This is a genomic window from Streptomyces viridifaciens (assembly GCF_001888885.2).
Taxonomy (GTDB): Bacteria; Actinomycetota; Actinomycetes; order Streptomycetales; family Streptomycetaceae; genus Kitasatospora; species Kitasatospora aureofaciens.
The window spans coordinates 1,608,506-1,626,016 of the sequence record NZ_CP090841.1; the positions used below are offsets into that span (position 1 = coordinate 1,608,506).

Genomic DNA, 17,511 nt, shown 5'->3' on the forward strand with positions numbered 1-17,511 from the left:
GTCGCGGAGCGACGCCGCATCACTCGGGCCGTTTCTGGTTCTCGATGTATTCCTTGATGATCGACAGAGGCACGCCGCCGCAGGAGGCTGCGAAGTAGGACAGTGACCAGAAGTGCGCGCCCCACAGGTACTTGCGGATGTGGGTGGGGAACTCTTGGCGCAGGCGGCGGGCCGATACGCCCTTGAGAGAGCCGACCAGTCGGGACAGGCGATCTTCGGCGGGTAGTGCACGATGAGGTGGACGTGGTCGCGTTCGCAATCCGAGTCCGCGTGCCGTGCCTGCGGCGTCATGATGCACGCGGATCACAACGCGTCCCGCAATATCGCCCGCAAGGGCGAGACAGCGTGGATCGCGGGGCGTGAGTCACGCGTCCCAGCCATCCCCTAGGTGGCTCAGACGTGGGAGGCCACGCGACAGCCAGCCGCGCCCTACCCACCAGCCCGGTCCATCAGGGCCGGGTCAAGTTGACGACTTGGGTGTCAGCAGTCCGCGCTCGTAGGCGCGGACCAGGTTGCGCGGTACCAGGTGCTCGCGGCCGTCGACGGTGATCGGTACCAGCTGGGGCGTGGTCGCCTTCCACTGGGCTCGGCGGTGGCGGGTGTTGCTGCGGGACATCTTGCGCTTGGGTACGGCCATGAGGGCTTCCTCCTGTGTGGTGGTGGCTAGTTGAGGTGCTGGTGGTCGTGATCGTCCTGGAGGGCGTACTCGTCCCACTCCGGGAACGGGTCCTCGAAGGCCGTCCAGGCATGTGGTCCGGCCGCGTGCTCGGCGTCGTCCAGGAGACAGTCGGTGAGCGCGGCGCGCAGTTCGTCCTGTCGGAGCCCGGTGCCGATGAAGACGAGTTCCTGGCCGCTGTGCGCCTGTTCGTCGTTCAGGTCGGTCAGACCCGTCAGGCCTGTGGCGTCCGTCAGTCCGGTCAACGCGGTGAGGCCGGTCCGGCCGGTCACGGCTGAGCGCATGCCGGAGGGTTCGAAGCGGGCGACGGAGCCTGCCTGGGACCACAGTCCGGTGACGGCCGGCCGGGAGGCGAGCCAGAAGAAGCCCTTGGAGCGCAGTACCGTGCCGAACTCGCCCGTGTCGAGGCGCTCGCCCACCAACTCCCAGAGCCGGCCGGGGTGGAAGGGGCGTTCGGCGCGGAAGACCAGGCTGGTGATGCCGTATTCCTCGGTCTCCGGCACGTGGTCGCCGTTGAGTTCGGCAACCCAGCCCGGGGCCTCCTGGGCCTTCGCAAGATCGAAGAGGCCGGTGCCGAGGAGTTCGGGGGGCGGGACGCGGCCGCCGGTCGCGCGTACGATGCGGGCGGCGGGGTTGAGGCGGCTGAGCGCGGCGGCGAGGCGGTCGGTTTCGTCGGCGGTGACCAGGTCGGTCTTGTTGAGGACGAGGACGTCGGCGAACTCCACCTGGTCCATCAGCAGGTCGCTGACGGTGCGTTCGTCGTCCTCGTACTGGTCGAGCCCGCGCGCGGTCAGTTCGTCGCCGCCGCGCAGTTCGGGCAGGAAGTTGGCAGCATCGACGACGGTGACCATGGTGTCCAGGCGGGCGACGTCGCCGAGGGCGGCGCCGTCGTCACGGGCGAAGGCGAAGGTCACCGCGACCGGCATCGGCTCGGAGATGCCGCTGGACTCGATCAGCAGGTAGTCGAAGCGCCCGGCCCGCGCGAGGCGGTCGACCTCCTCCAGCAGGTCGTCGCGCAGGGTGCAGCAGATGCAGCCGTTGGTCATCTCGACCAGGCGTTCCTCGGTTCGGGAGAGCGCCCCTCCCCCCTCGCGGACCAGCGCGGCGTCGATGTTGATCTCGCTCATGTCGTTGACGATGACCGCGACCCGCAGGCCCTCCCGGTTGTTCAGGAGGTGGTTGAGCAGGGTGGTCTTGCCCGCACCGAGGAACCCGGACAGAACGGTGACGGGGAGCCTGACATCAGCCGCGGCCGGGGCTGACAGTAGCTCGGTCATCGTGCGGCCTGCTGCGAGCCGGAGCCGTACGGGAGCAGCGCCATCTCGCGGGCGTTCTTGATGGCCCTGGCCATCGCATGCTGCTGCTGAACGGTGAGGCGGGTGACGCGGCGGCTGCGGATCTTGCCGCGGTCGGAGATGAACTTCCGCAGCAGATTGGTGTCCTTGTAGTCGATGTAGGTGATGCGGGCCTCGTGCAGCGGGTTGGGGCGGGGCTTGCGGTCCTTGCGGGCGGCAGCGATCTTGGCCATGGTTGGTTCTCTCCTTCAGGTCAGTGCGGGTCGGAAGGTTCAGGCGACGGGGTCGAGCAGGTCCTCGAAGGCATCCGGCATGGCTTTCCAACCGGGCTCTCCGGCCGCGAGTTCGGCATCGGTGAGCAGGCAGGAGTCGAGCAGTTCGGTGATTCCGTCCACGTCCAACCCCTCGGCGGTGAAGCTCAGTTGCTGGATCCGGTCGCCGTGGACGGAGTCCCAGTCGAGGGCGGCGGCGGCGCGGCGCGCGGGCGGGTAGAGCTCCCACACCGCGTCCGGCAGCGAGACCAGCCACGGCCCGCACTCCTCCACGGCGAGGTTGGCCCCGGCCGCGTCCCAGGCGAGCATCAGGTCGGGGCGGTTGGCGAGCCAGAACCGGCCCCGGCTGCGCTGCGCGGCCGGGACGAGCTGCTCCAGCGCCTCGTGCAACCGGGCCGGGTGCAGCGGCCGGCGCCGCTCCCACACCAGCGTGGCCACCCCGGCCTCGTCGGCCTCCTGCGGCAGCAGGGCCAGCGCCGGGTTGACCCGGTCACGCGCGGCGGCCACGTCGAAGCCCGCGAGCGCCGCGCGGAGGAGTGTGCCGGTGCCCAGCCGTACGGCGCGGGCGGTCGGGTGGAGCTGGCGCAGCATCGCGATGCCGGCGTGCAACTCGGGCGTCCCGGCGGCCTGGTCGGCGTGGGAGACGGCCAACACGTCGGCGTACTCGATCTGGTGGGCGAGCGCCTCGGCGACCGTGCGGTCGTCGTCGGCGCAGGTGTGCAGGTGGTGCTCGGAGAGTTCGTCCGAGACCGAGAGTTCCGGGACGACCCTGAGCGGGTCCACGGCGGTGACCACGCCGACGACCTCCACCACCTCGTGCATGCAGCGGTCGCCGACCTCACCGCCCGCGATGACCTCGACCAGCGGGTGCGGGTCGCTGCCGCCCCACAGCTCCACTACCGCGAGGCGGTGGCGTCCGGCTTCGGCGATCTTCAGCAGTTCGGGCAGCAGGTCCTCGCGCAGCGCGCAGCACGGGCAGTCGTTGGTGAGCGGCAAGTTCGCCCCGCCGAGCGGACCGGACGTGTCCCAGACTCCCCGGTCCACGCGGCCCTCGCCCGCACGGGTGAGGTCGTGGTGCAGGACCACGGCGCCTTCATGGTCGGCGAGGAGCTCCAGGACGGCCTGGCGGCGCTCGGTCTCGTGGAGTCCTCCGACCACCACCACGGGCAGCAGGCTGGGTTGGGACACCGGTTCTTCCTTTCTGAGGACCACCGCACCGACGTGAGCCGGTGGAGCGGCTTGGTGGTCGCGCCCCGGGCCACACGGCCCGGGAGAGATCGCGCGGCACAGGACGCGACCGGCTTGTGGGTGGGTGTTACCAGCTGGCCTTGCGGACGCCCGGGAGGAACCCGGCGTGCGCCTGCTCTCGCAGGCCGATGCGGGAGAGGCCGAAGGCGCGGAAGTAGCCGCGGGGGCGGCCGTCGACCGCGTCGCGGTTGCGGACCCGGGTGGCGCTGGCGTCGCGCGGCTGGCGCTGCAGCTCGGCCTGGGCGGCGAGGCGGTCCTCGTGCGAGGTCGCCGGGGCGGAGATCAGGCGCTTGAGCTCGGCGCGGCGCTCGGCGTACCGGGCGACGATCACGCGGCGCTGCTCGTTCTTGGCGATCTTGCTGCGCTTGGCCATCAGGCCTTCTCCCCACGGGCGTGCAGCCGGGCGACGGCCTTCTCGATGCCGAGCTTGTCGACGGTCTTGATGCCCTTGGCGCTGAGCGTCAGCCGGACGAACCGGTTCTCGCTCGGCAGCCAGTAGCGCTTGGTCTGGATGTTGGGGTCGAAGCGGCGCCTGGTGCGGCGGTGCGAGTGGGAGATGGCGTTGCCGAACCCGGGCTTTCGGCCGGTGAGCTGGCAGTGGGCGGACATGGCGACTCCGTGTCGGTCAGGACGGCGGCGGACGGGAATGCCGAGCCGGCCGCGAACGTTGAGCCGACACTAGCAGGTAGATGAAAACGAAAACCATTACGCTATGGTGGGTCAACGCCCCCGACACGCCATGGAGGCACCGATGGCCCGCAACGAACTGCGCCCGATCATCAAGCTCCGCTCCACCGCAGGAACCGGCTACACCTACGTCACCCGCAAGAACCGTCGCAACGATCCCGACCGGCTGGTCCTGCGCAAGTACGACCCCGTCGCCGGCACGCACGTGACGTTCCGCGAAGAACGCTGACCCGCCCCACGACCCCTCTGGAGATCACCATGGAGTCCGGCATCCACCCCGAGTACCGCCCCGTCGTCTTCCGCGACAAGGCCGGCGGCCTCGCCTTCCTCACCCTCCCCCAGCCTTCGGCCGGGGGTGCCCCCATCACCGCTACCAGCATCCACACCGTCGACTGGGAGGACGGCAACACCTACCCCGTCATCGACGTCGAGATCTCCTCCGCCAGCCACCCCTTCTACACCGGCACCGCCCGCGTCCTGAACACCGCCGGCCGCGTCGAGCGCTTCCAGCGCCGCTACGGACTCGTCGGCACCAGGCCCGGCACGGCGAGCTGAGCTCGCATCAACTCAGTCGGCACATCGGGGAGGAGTGGGAGATGACCGCGCAGGGCAGGCCGCGCCGGCTGCCCGTCACCGTGCTCGGCGGCCTCGCCACCGGCGTACGCGACTGCGCCGCCGACCTGGCCCGCATCGAGGTGCCGGGGCTCGCGGTACTCGCCGCACGGGTCAACTCCCAGGGCCGGACGGCCTCCTGGTCCTGGCGGCTGTACGAGCGCTCCGGCCCGGTGGACGGCGGCTCGGTGACGCTCCCCCGCCCGTGCTCCTCCCACCTGCTGCCGTCGGCCCTCCTCCCCGTCCTGCTGCGCGCGGCCCGCACCGGCCGCCACCGGCACCTGCTGCTCACGCTCCCGCCGGGCATGCAGGCGGACCTGGTCGCTCTGGGCCTGCTGGACGGCCGCGCCCGGGGGCAGGCACTCGCCGACGACGTGCGGATCGACGCGGTCGCCGCCGCCGTCGACCTGTCCCGGATCGAGGACGACCTCAGCGGCGGCGACCGGCTGCTGGACCACCAACTCGGCCTCGGCCCGGACGACCGGCGGACCCTCGCCGAGACCGCAGCCCGGCACCTCGAAGCCGCCGACGCCGTGGTGACCGCCAGCATGAACGATCCGGATCCCGCCGCCTCCGCACGCGCCGTCGCGCTGGTGCACCATCTCGCCCCGCGCGCCGCCATGGCCCACGTCTGCCACGATCCGCTGACCGGCGCGCTCCGCCTGCCGGACCTCTCGCCGCTGGTCGGCGGGAACCTCTTCGACGCCGACCGGGTCCGGGACCGGCACGGGCCGCTCCCCATCCCCCGTCAACCCCGTCGACCGGAGTTCGGAGTCCGCACCACACACTGGTCGTCACGACGACCCCTCCACGCACAACGCCTGCACGACGCGCTCGAACAGATCTGCGCAGGCGTCATCCGAGGACGCGGCCACCTATGGCTCGCCAACCGGCCCCAGTCCATCCACCGATGGGAATCCGCCGGCGAACACCTGGCCATCGAAACGGCCGGTACCTGGCTACCGGAACAGGACGACAGCGCCTGGCGCTCCGCCTCCCCGCAACGCCGCACCTTCGCCGCCCTGTTCTGGGACCCGTACTACGGCGAACGCCGCTGCGAACTCACCCTCACCGGCATCGACCTCGACGTCCCCGCACTCCACCGCCTCCTGGACAGCTGCCTGCTCACCGACGCCGAACTCGCCCTGGGCATGCACCGACGGCAACTGTCCGATGACGACCCCTTCGCCGACGCCCTGGGGGCCGACCCGCCGAATTAGCGACACATGCCGGCGGGTGCTCCGGTCAGCGGATGCGGCCGCCGACGGACAGCGACCACAGCAGCCCGGTGAAGGCTCCGGCGCGGCAGCCAAAACGTCATGGTTTCCTGAATTCAGGATTCTATGTATCGTGCTGCCGTGCTGACTCTCGCCTCCGACGTCGCCGCTCGCCTCGCCGGCGCATGTCCCGGCGCATGTGCCCGCTGCCATCCGGTTCGCGGGCCGATCGCCCACGAGAGGCACCGACGGCTCACCACCCCACCAGCCCTTCGGCGCCCGGAAGTTGGTTTGAACACTCCGCTTGCGGGAATCGCCGGGTGGGGAAATACGCCCACGCCGGAGGCGACAAAGGTGGCACAGATACACGGAACCAATACGGGCCCGATCGCGACCTTCTGCGGAAACTGCAACTGCGGCTGCCCGCAGCTGTTCGTGGATCCAGCCGCTCCGGCGGAGAAGCGGGTGCGGATCACGGACGACTTCGGGCAGCAGGTGCAGATGAGCGAGGAGCAGTTCCGCGACCTCGTCGCCCAGGCCAAGAGCGGCGCACTGGACACCCTGGCCGCCCCGGCCGTCTGACGGCCTTTCACTCCACAGCGACCTGAGTCCGGGCGCAGCACAGCCACAGGATCCGGGCCGAGGTTCGTCCGCATCGTCGTGCAGGGTGTCGTGGCGCGGACCCGCCATCGCGCTACTGCGCCACAGCGTCAAGGCAGGTGTGGCGCCGCAGGCCGAACGCGGCCGCGGGCCGTGGGTCGTGCGGACCGGGAATATCGCACGGCCCGACCGGTTGGGCGGCCTTCCGCGCCTCGCTGGAACACGACTTCCTGCACGCCGGCGGTTTCCTGGTGATCGGCGGGATGACCGCGGCCACCCTCAACGTCGCCGTGCCGCGCGACCTGCTCAAAGGCCTCGCCGGGCTGCCGGGCGTCGACGTCCTGGCGCTCGCCGTGCTCGCCGTCCTGCTCGCGGTCTGCTCGGAGGCGGACGCCTTCGTCGCAGCCGGGCTGACCTCCTTCTCCACCACCGCCAAGCTCGCGTTCATGGTCGTCGGCCCGATGGTGGACGCCAAACTGATCGCCCTCCAGGCCGGCACCTTCGGACGGGCCTTCGCCTGGCGCTTCAGCGCCACCACCTTCGTCGTCGCCGTCACCGCGGCGACCCTCACCGGCTGGTGGCTCCTGTGACGCGCGAGGTCCGGGCACTGCTGCACATCCTGCTCGGCGCGGCGGTGCTGCACATTTCGCTCTTCAGCGAGCTGTACCTGCGGTACGTCCGCGAGGGCCTGCGGCCGTACCTGATCGCGAGCGGCGTCCTGCTCGTGGCGGTCGGGCTCGTCGGCGCGGTCAGCGCCGCACGGAAGCTGCTCCGCCCCGGCCACGACGGGCCCGATGCCCACGACGGACCCAAGGGCCACGACGGGCACGGCCACGACCACCACGGCGCGCCCCGTACGGCGTGGCTGCTGCTCCTGCCCGTCCTGGCGATCTACCTGCTCCAGCCCCGGGCGCTCGGCTCCTTCACCGCGCAGCACTCGGACAACACCGCCGTCAGACCCGCTGAGGCGGCGGCCGGCTTCGCACCGCTGCCCACGACCGACCCGGTCGGCATGCGGCTCGCCGACTTCGACTCCCGCGCGCTCTGGGACAGCAGCGGTTCACTCAAAGGCCACCGGATCCGGCTCACCGGCTTCGCCACCCCCGGCTCCGGCGACGGGACTTGGGACCTCGCCCGGCTGACGATCTCCTGCTGCGCCGCCGACGCGTCCAGCAGCAAGGTCGTGATCCGCGGCGCCGACGCACCGCCCGAGGGCGCGTGGGTCGAGGTGACCGGCGAGTGGCAGCCGGACGGGGCGAGCGGCCAGGACGGCGCGGTTCCCACCCTGACCGCGAACCAGATCCGCCGGATCGCCGAACCGGAGAACCCCTATGAGTGAGCGTCCGTCGGCTCCGACCGGCACACCCACGGGCCCCCGTCGCGGCACGGCCACCGTACTCACGCTCGGTGTCGTCGCCGCGCTCGCCTTCATGCCCGCCGTCCCCGACCACCGATACGGCCCGGTCACGCCCGACGCCGCGGCCACGCCCAGCGCCGACGCGACGGACCCGACCGTCACCGTGCTCGGCGACGGGTCGACCTCCGACACCGGCCCGCAGCCGGGCCGGCCGACTCCCGTCCGGCTCAAGCCCGGCGAGCAGCCGCCGCAGTTCGTGGTCTTCTCCTTCGACGCCCCCACCGAGGACGACAACCACCTGTTCTCGCGAGCCCGCACGTCGGCCAAGGCGAGCGGCGCCGACGTGACGTTCTTCCTGCGCGGCATCGACCTGCTCCCCGCCACCAAGCGCTGGCAGTACCAGCCGCCGCAGCACGAGGCCGGCACCGCCGCCGTCCCCTTCCCCACCGACGCCCAGGTCCGCGCGACCCTGCAGCAGCTCGGCCGCGCCTGGCTGGACGGCGACGAGATCGCCGACGGCTTCATCGGCCAGTTCTGCGGCCCCAAAGGCGGCCGGGACTGGTCGACCGCCGACTGGCAGAGCGAAATCGGCCAGGGCTATTCGATGGTCAACTTCTGGAAGACCGGAACGGGCTTCACCGACCTGCCCCCGCTGCCCTTCGACTACCAGACCGAACTGGCCGGCGGCCGCGCCCCGTGTCTGGAGGGCCGGCCCAATCTGCTCCCCGCTGAGAAGGACGCCGGCTGGCGCTACGACGCCAGCTCGCCGGGCGGCACCCAGCGCTGGCCGACGCAGACCGACGGCATCTGGGACTTCCCGCTCCAGCGGATCCCCGACGCCTCCGACGCGCACGAGGTACTGTCCACCGACCGGACCCCGCAGACCTACCAGAACGCCTTCGACCGCGTCTACCACGGCAGCCGTGCACCACTCGTCATCGACACCGACCTCGACCCCCGCCACGCACCCGAGCTCCAGAGCGCCGAGACGACGATGAAGGACCTCTGCCACCGCGACGGCGTCCGCTGCGTCTCCTTCCGCCAACTCGCCGACTGGCTCGACGCCCAGGACCCGACCGTCCTCGACCGCCTCCGAGCTCTCGGACCGACGAGTTCACCCAACTGGGCTGCCGCCGTCGGTCCGTAGCGTTTCGAACCTGTCCCACGGAGTGGACGCCAGTGCCACCGCAGTCCGACTCGTCACCTGCAGACAAGAGGGTCACCACCGTGCCGCCGGCGCCGGTGGGGCCGTGCTCAGGCCGCGATCGGACCTCCTCCGCCTCGTCACCCCCGGCTGCCGTCGCCGTCGGCCGACCACCCAAAGGGTGGGCCCGGCGGCAAGGAGCCGCCGGGCCGAACGTTCGGACGGGCCAGGGGTCAGCTGGTCTGGATCGCGGTGTCGTCGATCACGAAGCTGGTCTGGAGGGAGGAGTCCTCCACGCCGTTGAACTTGAGGGTGACGCTCTGCCCGGCGTAGGCCGACAGGTCGATCGTCTTCTGGGCGTAGCCGGTGTTGTGGTCGAGGTTGGAGTACGTGGCCACTGTGGTGCCGTTGACGGTCACGGTGAGCTTGTCGTACTGGGCGGTGGTGGTGGTTTCGGCCGTGTCGATGTGCAGCCAGTAGCTGAGGCTGGCCTTGCAGCCCGACGGGATGGTGACGGTCTGGGACAGGCTGTCGGTGTGCGAGGTGCCGTAGCCGTCCAGCCAGGCCTTCCAGGAGCCGCTGTGGGCAGGCTCGGACGTCGAGTTGTCGATGACGCCGCTGGTAGTGGTCCACGGCGCGGCGGAGCCGGTCTCGAAGCCGGGATTGCCGAGCAGCTGGGCCGGGGTGCAGGAGCCGCCGGTGCCGGTGACCGTCCAGCCGAAGCTGGTGGAGCCACTGGCTCCGGTGGTGTCCTTGGCGGTGGCGGTGACGTTGTAGCTGCCGGTGGTGGTGGCGGTGCCGGTGATCAGGCCGGTCGTGGAGTTGATGGACAGGCCGGTCGGCAGGCCGGTGGCCGAGTAGGTGAAGCTCTGGCCGGAGGCCGAGTCACCGGCCTGGATCTGCAGGCTGACCGAACTGCCCTGCGCGGTGGTCTGGTTGCCGGGGTTGGTGACGGTCACCGTGTTGCCCGTCGAGCCGCCGCCCACGATCGGGTGGGAGATGGCGCAGGAGTTGGTGTCGTTGGACCAGCTGGCCTGCTCGGCCCAGGTGCCGAAGCTGCCGAAGGTGATGTTGGCCGCGCCGCCCGTGGTGCCCGGGGACAGCCAGGCGCACTCGTCGGAGTTCTCCTGGCCGTTGTAGGAGCTGCCGCTCACGTGGTTGGTCCAGCCGCCGGCCGGGTTCTGGTCCGACATCATCTCGTGCCATTCGTGGCCGAGGGTCATCGTGAAGCCGTCCAGCGTGCCGGGCGAGTTGACGAAGCCGACGCCGCAGCCGGCGCCCGAGTCGATGTTGTAGGGCTGGTTGCTGAACGCGACGTCGCCGTACGGGGAGGTCACCGCGCCGCCGGTGAGCGTGGTGTCACCGTTGTAGTCGTGCCACGCGCAGTACTGGTTCTGGTAGTTGTCGGGGTTGGTGCCGTGCGGCGACAGGATCACGTAGTAGGCGTCGCGGTTGGCCGCCGCCGTGGTGTTGCCGAAGTGCGCCGCGGCGTTGACGGCTTCCTGGCCGAGCTGGTGGCCGGTGGCCGCGCTCGGCGACGCCGCCGCGTTGTCGTACCACACGCCGGCGAGGACGCCGCCGGCCTGGTACGGGATGAAGTTCGCGTTCGAGGGGCAACTGGTGGCGCCCGCAGCCACGTTCGGTCCGTCGCACCACTGCGTCAGGTCCGCGGACCACAGCTCGCTGCCGGTGCCGATGCCCTTGAACATCTGCTGGGCGGCGCCCGCCGCACCGGCCGAGTCGCCGGAGAACTTCGCGTTCCCGTTGGCGTCCGTGCTCTGGGTCCCCCACTGGTTTCCGTAGAAGACCAGGTAGACCTTGGAGTGGCCGCTCTGGACACCGATGCCGTCGATCCCTCCGCCGTAGGAGAGGGTCTGCGGGCCGGTGGCCGCATCGGTGCTGTTCTCCTGGTGGGTGGCGGCCCACTGCTTGATCTTCTCGTTCTGCGCGATGGTGGGTACCGCGCCGTGGCGGTAGGGGTGCTGGTACGCGGGGCTGTACGGGTTGGTCACGGTGCCGCTCTGCGACGACACCGGCTGGTCCGCCGCCTGGGCGGCGCCGCCGGTTGTCAGCGCGGCTGTGACGAGGGACAGCGAGGCGACGGCGGCCAGGGCCAGCCTTCTGCTCGCACGGCTACGGGGAACGCCCATGTGTGGGGGATCCTCTCTCCCGCCGTCTCCGGCGCCGGTCGGCCCGGATGACGGCTCTTGGCATGACGGGGTACGGCGATCACACGGGCGAGAGGCGCATAGAATCGAGGGCGGCCCGTGCTAGCCGGTAGTGCCGTGGGGGGCTGACGCGCAATGACCGACGCCGCGTCAGCGAACTGAGCACCAAGCGATGGTGGAACAGCGGAACCAGCGCCGGCCGCCGGCCCGAGGGCTTCGGCAGGGGGCGTGAACCGAAGAAAAGCAGCGGTGACAGGCCTCAGTCAACGGATAACGCAAAATAAGGATGTACGCGCCGCCGAAACCATTGACAATGGAAGAATCCAACGAGAGTTCAGCAAAGAGATTCTCTGATGGATCGCCAGGACCTGGTCGTGGTGCTCGGGCGTGACGGCGGTCGTGCTCACGACCGGGCGTCGTTCATACGGCGGCCTCGACGCCGAGGTCGGCGAGCAGTCCGCGGATGCGCCACTCGATCCGGTCGCGGATCGGGCGGACGGTGTCGACGCCCTGGCCGGCCGGGTCGTCGAGCTTCCAGTCGAGGTGGCACTTGCCGGGAAAGGACGGGCAGGCGTCGCCGCAGTCCATGGTGATCACGATGTCGGAGGCCTGGACAGCTTCGGCGGTGAGGATCTTCGCAGTCTCGGCGGAGATGTCGGTGCCGACCTCGGCCAGGGGCTAAAGATTGACGCGGACCTGCCCGTCAGCCCCCATGGTCGTCACCGGGGCGAGGGAACCGGTCTTCACCGGGTCGAGGAGGTCGCGGAACTGCTCGGCGCTCAGCTGGATCTGCTGGCCGAAGTCGGCAGTGATCCGGATACGGCGCTCTTCCGCGCGTCGGGGTCGACGAACACCTGCGGGCAGCCGCAGTTGCCGTTTCCGCAGAACCTCGCCACCGGCTCGTGCATGGACTCGGGCACGGGAACCTCCGCTTGTCGATGGCGGGTGCCGGTCACGGCGCCGCGGGGTGTGCCCGTTCGCTCGGCCGTGCTCACCCGATGCGTCGCTCCGGTGGCCGCGCGTGTCAGGTGGGAAACGATAGGGGGGAGCCCGCCCGGGGTGGTGGACGCGGATGCCATGATGTCCCGGCCATGTCTGCCCCGAGAACCGAGCCCGTACCCGCGCTGGTACGTGTCGCCGCGCTCGACCTTCGCGTACTGCGGGCCCTGCCCTTCGCGACGGTCTGCGTCGTGCTGGCCGCAGCCGGGCACGCACTGGAGTCCGGCAGCCCGGTGCCTCTGGGCGCACTGCTGCTCGGGTGGGTTCTCACCACTGTCGCCGCGGTGACGGGGGCACGGCGGGAGCGTTCGATGGGCGCGATCGTCGGCGGTCTGGCCGCTGGCCAAGCGGGCCTGCACGTCCTCTTCCATGCCGCGCAGTCCCTGCGGCCGCCTCCGAGGCCCGCGGGCGCGGACGGTTCGGGCCATGCGCCCGATATGGGTGATATGCCTGGAATGGCCCACATGCCCGGCATGTTGGCGACGGGCGGTGGGCACTCCGGAGCGGCGGTTCCGCATGTGGCGGCGGGAAGCACGGGGGCTCCGCATGCCGTCGCGGCGGCCACGCACGCCGCCTTCTGGTGCCACGCGCTGCACCTGGGACTGAGTCCCGCGATGCTGGTCGCGCACCTCGCGGCGACCGTCGCGGCGGGCTGGTGGCTGCAGCGGGGCGAGGCGGCCGTCTGGCGGCTCGTCCGGCTCACCGCCGGAGCCGTCACCGCGACGGCTCACGCCTGTGCGGCGCCGCTGCACGGATTGCTGGCCCTGTTCGCGGTGCTGCGCTGCGGGGTGGACGGGCGGTCGCGGGCAAGGGCGGTGCGCTTCGCGTCCGCCGACGGCCAACGGCGGGTCCCGCAGTCGGCGCTGCTGCGGCATGCGGTGATCAGGCGAGGTCCGCCACCGGTCCCGGCCGCCTGACCGGAGCGCAACGCTCCGTGATCGTGGCCGTCCGTCTTCCCCCTGATCACTCACGCGTGCTCCGCTTCCACGGGCAACGGCGCCGGTTCACCCGCGCGCCCGCCGCCCGTGCGTACCGGTGTGCTCGTGCCTCCGACCCGGAGACCACACAGCCATGAACCTGTCCCCCAAGAAGCGTCTTGCCGCCGCCTTCGCGCTGGGCGCCGCGACCGTGCTGGCCGCGGCCGTACCGGCGTCCGCGCACGTCATCGTGCAGCCGAACAGCGTGCCCAAGAACGCGACCGACCAGACCTTCGCGTTCCGCGTGCCCGACGAGGACGACAAGAACAGCACGGTGAAGGTCGAGATCGACTTCCCCACCGACCACCCGATCCCGTCCGTCAAGGTCGCGCCGGTGCCGGGGTGGACCGACGCGATCCAGACCACCAAGCTCGCCACCCCGATCCACACCGACGACGGCGACATCACCGACGCCGTCTCCCAGGTCGTGTGGACCGGCGGCCAGATCGCCCCCGGCCACTTCCAGGACTTCACCGTCGACCTCGGCGCGCTGCCCGACGGCACGGACAAGGTCGTCTTCAAGGCCCTGCAGACCTACAGCGACGGCACCGTGGTGCGCTGGATCGAGGAGCCCCAGGACGGCCAGCCCGAGCCGAAGAACCCGGCGCCGGTGCTCAAGCTGACCGCCGCCACCGCCGGTGACTCCGACGCTCCCGCCCCCAGCGCCGCGGCGAGCGCCAAGGCCGACCCGGCGCCGGCGAACCCGACGAGCACCGCGACCGCGAAGGCGAGCGGCAGCGACTCCACCGCCCGCGCACTGGGCATCGCGGGCATCGTGGTCGGCGTCCTCGGCGCGGTGGCGGGCGTCGTGATCGGCCGCCGCGGTCGCGGCACCGGCGCGGACGCCTCGGCGTAAGAGTCCGGGGTCGGTGCGGGACGCGCGTCCCGCACCGACCCCGCCCGGCAACCCGCGGACTGGCGGGGTCGGAATTGAACAGGCCGTGCCATGCTCGGCCGCATGTGGTTCTGGCTGGGCCTCCAGGCCGGGACCCTGTTCGGGGTCGGCTTCGTCACCTGGCTGACGGACCAGACGCTGTACGAGATCGGCGCGGTCTGCCCGTACTGCATAGTCGTGTGGATCGCCACGATCCCGCTGTTCTGGTACACCACCCCGCACAACGTCAGGCACAGCGTGATCCCGCTGCCCGCGCGGTGGCGCCCGGCGACCGAACTGGCGCGGGGGATTTTTCGGACGTTCTTCGGAACTTTTCCGGGCCACGATCCGACTACCAGTGCCGGGTCCGCACACGGCGGACCCCTCGCACCCGGATCGTCCCAGGAGAGTTCCATGCGTTCTCGTGTTCTGTGCGGCATGGCCGCCGCCGTCGCCCTGCTCGTGACGGGCTGCGGCAGCGGCGGGAGCGCCGAGTCCGGCGACGCCGGTGCAACTGCGGCGAACGGCGGGGCCTCCTCGGCCGCGGCGGCATTCCCGGTCAAGGTCACTGACTGCGCGGGGAAGGAGACGGTGTTCGACTCCGCGCCGAAGAAGATCGTCACCAGCAACGCCTCCAGCCTGGAGATGCTGCTGAAGCTCGGCGCGGGCGACAGAGTCATCGGAACCGGCTTCCCGCCCGGCAAGGGCACGCTGCCCGCCGACGTCGCCGATGCCGGAGCAAAGGTCCCGGTCCTCGGTGACATGGTGATCCCGAAGGAGAAACTGCTCGGCTCCGGCGCGGACCTGTACGTGGAGACCTTCGCCGACATGGGCGGCATGGGCGGCGGCATGGGCACCGCCCCGACCGCCCAGGAGTACCAGGCCGCCGGGATCAAGCGGGTCTTCCTGCACTCCACCGCCTGCGCGGCCACGGCCCCAACCACGGTGCGGGACCTGACCGGCGTCGAGGGCGACATCAAGAGCCTCGGCCAGGTCACCGGCACCTCGGCCAAGGCCGACGCGCTGGTCGCGGACATGGAGAAGAAGGTCGGCGCCGTGAAGACCGCGCTGGCGGGCGTGGCGGCGGACAAGCGCCCCGGCTACTTCTTCTTCGACTTCGACGCGGGCACCAAGCAGCCGATGGCGGTGGGCAACCGGCAGGTCGCCAACGCGGTGATCACCCTGGCCGGCGCGCGCAACGTGTTCGGCGACGTCGACGGCGACTTCAAGCCCGTCTCCTGGGAAGACGTCGTCGCCAGGAACCCCGACTGGATCCAGCTCGGGGTGCGCAACCGCGGCAGCGACGCCGAGAACAAGAAGGCCTTCGACGACGCGGAGAAGTTCCTGCGCGAGTTCCCCGCCACCAAGGGCCTCAAGGCCGTCCAGGAAGGCCACTTCGTGCGCATCGGTTCCGAAGTGACCACCATCGCCGGCACCCGCAACGCCGACACCGTCCAACAGATCGCCCACACCCTCTTCCCCGACCAGGTCAAGGACGCCCAGTAGTGACCGCCGCCACCGCGGCGACCGGCCGCCGGCCCACGCGCACCGCGCGGGCCGGCCTCGTCGCGTCCGCGCTCTCCCTCGCCCTGGTCCTCGCCCTCACCCTCGCCGTCTCCCTCGGTGCGGTGGACATCCCCGTCCGCGAGGTGTGGACCGTCGTCGGCCACCGGCTCACCGGTTCGGCTCCGGAAGCCGGCACCCGGGACCTGATCGTCTGGCAGCTGCGGGTGCCCCGCGCCCTGCTGGCCGCGATCGTCGGAGCCGGACTCGGCCTGGTCGGCACCGCCGTCCAGGCCCTGGTCCGCAACCCGCTCGCCGACCCCTACCTACTGGGCATCTCCTCCGGCGCCTCGCTCGGCGCGGTCGCCGTCATCGTCCTCGGCGCCGGCACCGGCTTCGCGTTCGGCTTCGGCGTCCCGGCCGCCGCGTTCGCCGGAGCCCTGGCCTCCTTCGCCCTCGTCTGGGCGATCGCCCGGCGCGGCGGCGGCTTCGCCCCGATGCGCCTGGTCCTCGCCGGGGTGGCCATCGGGCAGTTCCTCTCCGGCTTCACCAGCTTCCTCATCCTCCAGGCCGGCGACGAACAACAGACCCGGGGCGTGCTGTTCTGGCTGATGGGCAGCCTCGGTGCCGCCACCTGGGACCAACTCGCTGTCCCGGCCGCCGCCGTCGCCCTGGGCTGGCTGGCCCTCCAGGGCCGCGCCCGGCACCTCAACGCGCTGCTGATGGGCGACGAGACCGCCGCCGGCCTCGGCGTCGACACCTCCCGGCTGCGCCGTGAACTGTTCGCCGTCACCAGCCTGCTCACCGGCGTCCTGGTGGCGGTCTCCGGCGCGATCGGCTTCGTCGGCCTGCTGGTGCCGCACGTGTGCCGGCTCGTCGTGGGCGGCGACCACCGCCGGCTGCTGCCGCTGTCCGCCCTGACCGGCGCCGTCCTCCTGGTGGCCGTCGACACCGTCGCCCGCACCGCCCTGGACACCCAGGAACTGCCGATCGGCGTCGTGACCGCCGTCATCGGCGCACCCGTCCTGCTGTACCTCCTCGACCGGAAGCTGGAACGCTGATGAGGATCACCGTCGAGGACATCACCGTCACCCTCGGCGGGCGCGACGTCCTCTCCGACGTCGGCCTGATCGCCGCCGAGGGCGAGATCGCCGGTCTCGTCGGGCCCAACGGCAGCGGCAAGTCCACCCTGCTGCGCACCGTCTACCGGCATCTGCGCCCGCACGCCGGGCGGGTGCTGCTGGCCGACCGGGACGTCCGGTCCATGGCCCCGGCCCAGGCGGCCCGGCACATCGCGGCGCTGCCCCAGGAGCGCGGCTCGGACTTCGAGTTCACCGTGCGCGAGGTCGTCGCGATGGGCCGCACCCCGTTCAAGCGGGCCTTCGCCGGCGACGACGAACGCGACCACGCGACGGTGGCCGAGGCCCTGGAGCGGGTCGGTCTCCAGGCCTACGCGGAGCGTCGGTTCGCGGAGCTGTCCGGCGGCGAGCGCCAACGGGTCCTGCTCGCGCGGGCGTTCGCCCAGCAGCCGGATGTCCTGGTGCTGGACGAGCCGACCAACCACCTCGACGTCCAGCACCAGGTGGAGCTGCTCGCCCTGCTGCGCGAACAGCGCCGCACCACGCTGATCTCGCTGCACGACCTGAACGCCGCGGCCTCGCTCTGCGACCGGCTCCACGTCCTGCACGACGGCGCTCTCGTCGCCTCCGGGACACCCCTGGAGGTTCTCACCCCGGACTTGCTGGCGATGGTGTTCGGGGTGCGGGCCGCCGTGGTCGAACACCCGCTGACCGGGGATCCTCTGATCGCCTTCGACCACCGGAAGACCATGCCCGCCCCGCCTGCGGAGGAGTCACCCGTCACGGTGTGAGATCGGTGCAGG

Annotated in this window: 18 protein-coding genes and 3 pseudogenes; 12 read left to right on the top strand and 9 right to left on the bottom strand. The window is 71.3% G+C overall.

The window, feature by feature from the left end:
* Positions 1-19: 19 nt before the first annotated feature.
* The 7 genes and pseudogenes from tnpA to rpmB all read right to left on the bottom strand — a co-directional run.
* Positions 20-255: pseudogene (tnpA, locus tag BOQ63_RS14680) on the bottom strand (IS200/IS605 family transposase); the annotation flags it as partial.
* Positions 256-460: 205 nt separating this feature from the next.
* Positions 461-637 (bottom strand): 50S ribosomal protein L32, encoded by a 177-nt coding sequence (gene rpmF / locus BOQ63_RS14685; protein ID WP_030289203.1) that lies wholly within the window; start codon positions 635-637, stop codon positions 461-463.
* A gap of 26 nt (positions 638-663) precedes the next feature.
* Positions 664-1,953: a GTP-binding protein gene (locus BOQ63_RS14690; protein ID WP_072654407.1), complete on the bottom strand. Its 1,290-nt coding sequence runs from the start codon at positions 1,951-1,953 to the stop codon at positions 664-666.
* Complete coding sequence (gene rpsR, locus BOQ63_RS14695; RefSeq protein ID WP_030289199.1) at positions 1,950-2,204, bottom strand: 30S ribosomal protein S18; 255 nt, start codon at positions 2,202-2,204, stop codon at positions 1,950-1,952. The genes BOQ63_RS14690 and rpsR overlap by 4 nt, the downstream gene beginning before the upstream one ends.
* Before the next feature lie 39 nt (positions 2,205-2,243).
* On the bottom strand, positions 2,244-3,431 hold the full coding sequence (locus tag BOQ63_RS14700) for a CobW family GTP-binding protein (RefSeq protein ID WP_072654408.1): 1,188 nt from the start codon (positions 3,429-3,431) through the stop codon (positions 2,244-2,246).
* A gap of 127 nt (positions 3,432-3,558) precedes the next feature.
* Positions 3,559-3,864: a 30S ribosomal protein S14 gene (gene rpsN / locus BOQ63_RS14705; RefSeq protein ID WP_030289195.1), complete on the bottom strand. Its 306-nt coding sequence runs from the start codon at positions 3,862-3,864 to the stop codon at positions 3,559-3,561.
* On the bottom strand, positions 3,864-4,100 hold the full coding sequence (rpmB, locus tag BOQ63_RS14710; RefSeq protein WP_072654409.1) for a 50S ribosomal protein L28: 237 nt from the start codon (positions 4,098-4,100) through the stop codon (positions 3,864-3,866). The genes rpsN and rpmB overlap by 1 nt, the downstream gene beginning before the upstream one ends.
* 142 nt (positions 4,101-4,242) lie before the next feature.
* Here rpmB and rpmG point away from each other — a divergent pair, with 142 nt between their 5' ends.
* From rpmG to BOQ63_RS14745, 7 genes and pseudogenes are all read left to right on the top strand, one after another.
* Positions 4,243-4,407 carry a 50S ribosomal protein L33 gene (rpmG, locus tag BOQ63_RS14715; RefSeq protein WP_030289191.1) on the top strand — a complete coding sequence of 55 codons (165 nt, stop codon included), beginning with the start codon at positions 4,243-4,245 and terminating at the stop codon, positions 4,405-4,407.
* A gap of 29 nt (positions 4,408-4,436) precedes the next feature.
* Entirely contained in the window at positions 4,437-4,733 is a 297-nt protein-coding gene (locus BOQ63_RS14720) for a type B 50S ribosomal protein L31 (RefSeq protein ID WP_072654410.1), read from the top strand.
* A 41-nt stretch (positions 4,734-4,774) separates the two neighbouring features.
* Positions 4,775-6,010 carry a CobW family GTP-binding protein gene (locus BOQ63_RS14725; protein WP_072654411.1) on the top strand — a complete coding sequence of 412 codons (1,236 nt, stop codon included), beginning with the start codon at positions 4,775-4,777 and terminating at the stop codon, positions 6,008-6,010.
* Positions 6,011-6,361: 351 nt separating this feature from the next.
* Positions 6,362-6,589, top strand: coding sequence for a hypothetical protein (locus BOQ63_RS14730; protein WP_072654412.1), 228 nt, complete (start codon positions 6,362-6,364; stop codon positions 6,587-6,589).
* A gap of 119 nt (positions 6,590-6,708) precedes the next feature.
* Positions 6,709-7,197, top strand: a pseudogene (locus BOQ63_RS14735) (permease); the annotation flags it as partial.
* The gene (locus tag BOQ63_RS14740; protein WP_318277874.1) at positions 7,185-7,946 is read left to right on the top strand and encodes a TIGR03943 family putative permease subunit; all 762 of its coding nucleotides are present in this window, start codon (positions 7,185-7,187) and stop codon (positions 7,944-7,946) included. The pseudogene BOQ63_RS14735 and the gene BOQ63_RS14740, both read left to right, overlap by 13 nt.
* Positions 7,939-9,111, top strand: coding sequence for a polysaccharide deacetylase family protein (locus BOQ63_RS14745; RefSeq protein ID WP_051747197.1), 1,173 nt, complete (start codon positions 7,939-7,941; stop codon positions 9,109-9,111). Before BOQ63_RS14740 ends, BOQ63_RS14745 begins: the two co-directional genes overlap by 8 nt.
* 230 nt (positions 9,112-9,341) lie before the next feature.
* Here BOQ63_RS14745 and BOQ63_RS14750 read toward each other — a convergent pair whose 3' ends face one another.
* A complete protein-coding gene (locus BOQ63_RS14750; RefSeq protein ID WP_079183606.1) occupies positions 9,342-11,258 on the bottom strand; it encodes a putative Ig domain-containing protein in 1,917 nt (638 codons plus the stop codon).
* 438 nt (positions 11,259-11,696) lie between these two features.
* A pseudogene (locus BOQ63_RS14755) lies at positions 11,697-11,951 on the bottom strand (low molecular weight phosphatase family protein); the annotation flags it as partial.
* Positions 11,952-12,466: 515 nt separating this feature from the next.
* Here BOQ63_RS14755 and BOQ63_RS14760 point away from each other — a divergent pair.
* From BOQ63_RS14760 to BOQ63_RS14780, 5 genes are all read left to right on the top strand, one after another.
* On the top strand, positions 12,467-13,192 hold the full coding sequence (locus tag BOQ63_RS14760; protein WP_141763696.1) for a hypothetical protein: 726 nt from the start codon (positions 12,467-12,469) through the stop codon (positions 13,190-13,192).
* Positions 13,193-13,346: 154 nt separating this feature from the next.
* Positions 13,347-14,108: a YcnI family copper-binding membrane protein gene (locus BOQ63_RS14765; protein ID WP_150475909.1), complete on the top strand. Its 762-nt coding sequence runs from the start codon at positions 13,347-13,349 to the stop codon at positions 14,106-14,108.
* Positions 14,109-14,210: 102 nt separating this feature from the next.
* The gene (locus BOQ63_RS14770) at positions 14,211-15,632 is read left to right on the top strand and encodes an ABC transporter substrate-binding protein (protein WP_191093564.1); all 1,422 of its coding nucleotides are present in this window, start codon (positions 14,211-14,213) and stop codon (positions 15,630-15,632) included.
* Positions 15,632-16,690 carry a FecCD family ABC transporter permease gene (locus tag BOQ63_RS14775; protein WP_030289167.1) on the top strand — a complete coding sequence of 353 codons (1,059 nt, stop codon included), beginning with the start codon at positions 15,632-15,634 and terminating at the stop codon, positions 16,688-16,690. Before BOQ63_RS14770 ends, BOQ63_RS14775 begins: the two co-directional genes overlap by 1 nt.
* Positions 16,690-17,499: an ABC transporter ATP-binding protein gene (locus BOQ63_RS14780; protein WP_037831001.1), complete on the top strand. Its 810-nt coding sequence runs from the start codon at positions 16,690-16,692 to the stop codon at positions 17,497-17,499. The genes BOQ63_RS14775 and BOQ63_RS14780 overlap by 1 nt, the downstream gene beginning before the upstream one ends.
* Positions 17,500-17,511 lie beyond the last annotated feature (12 nt).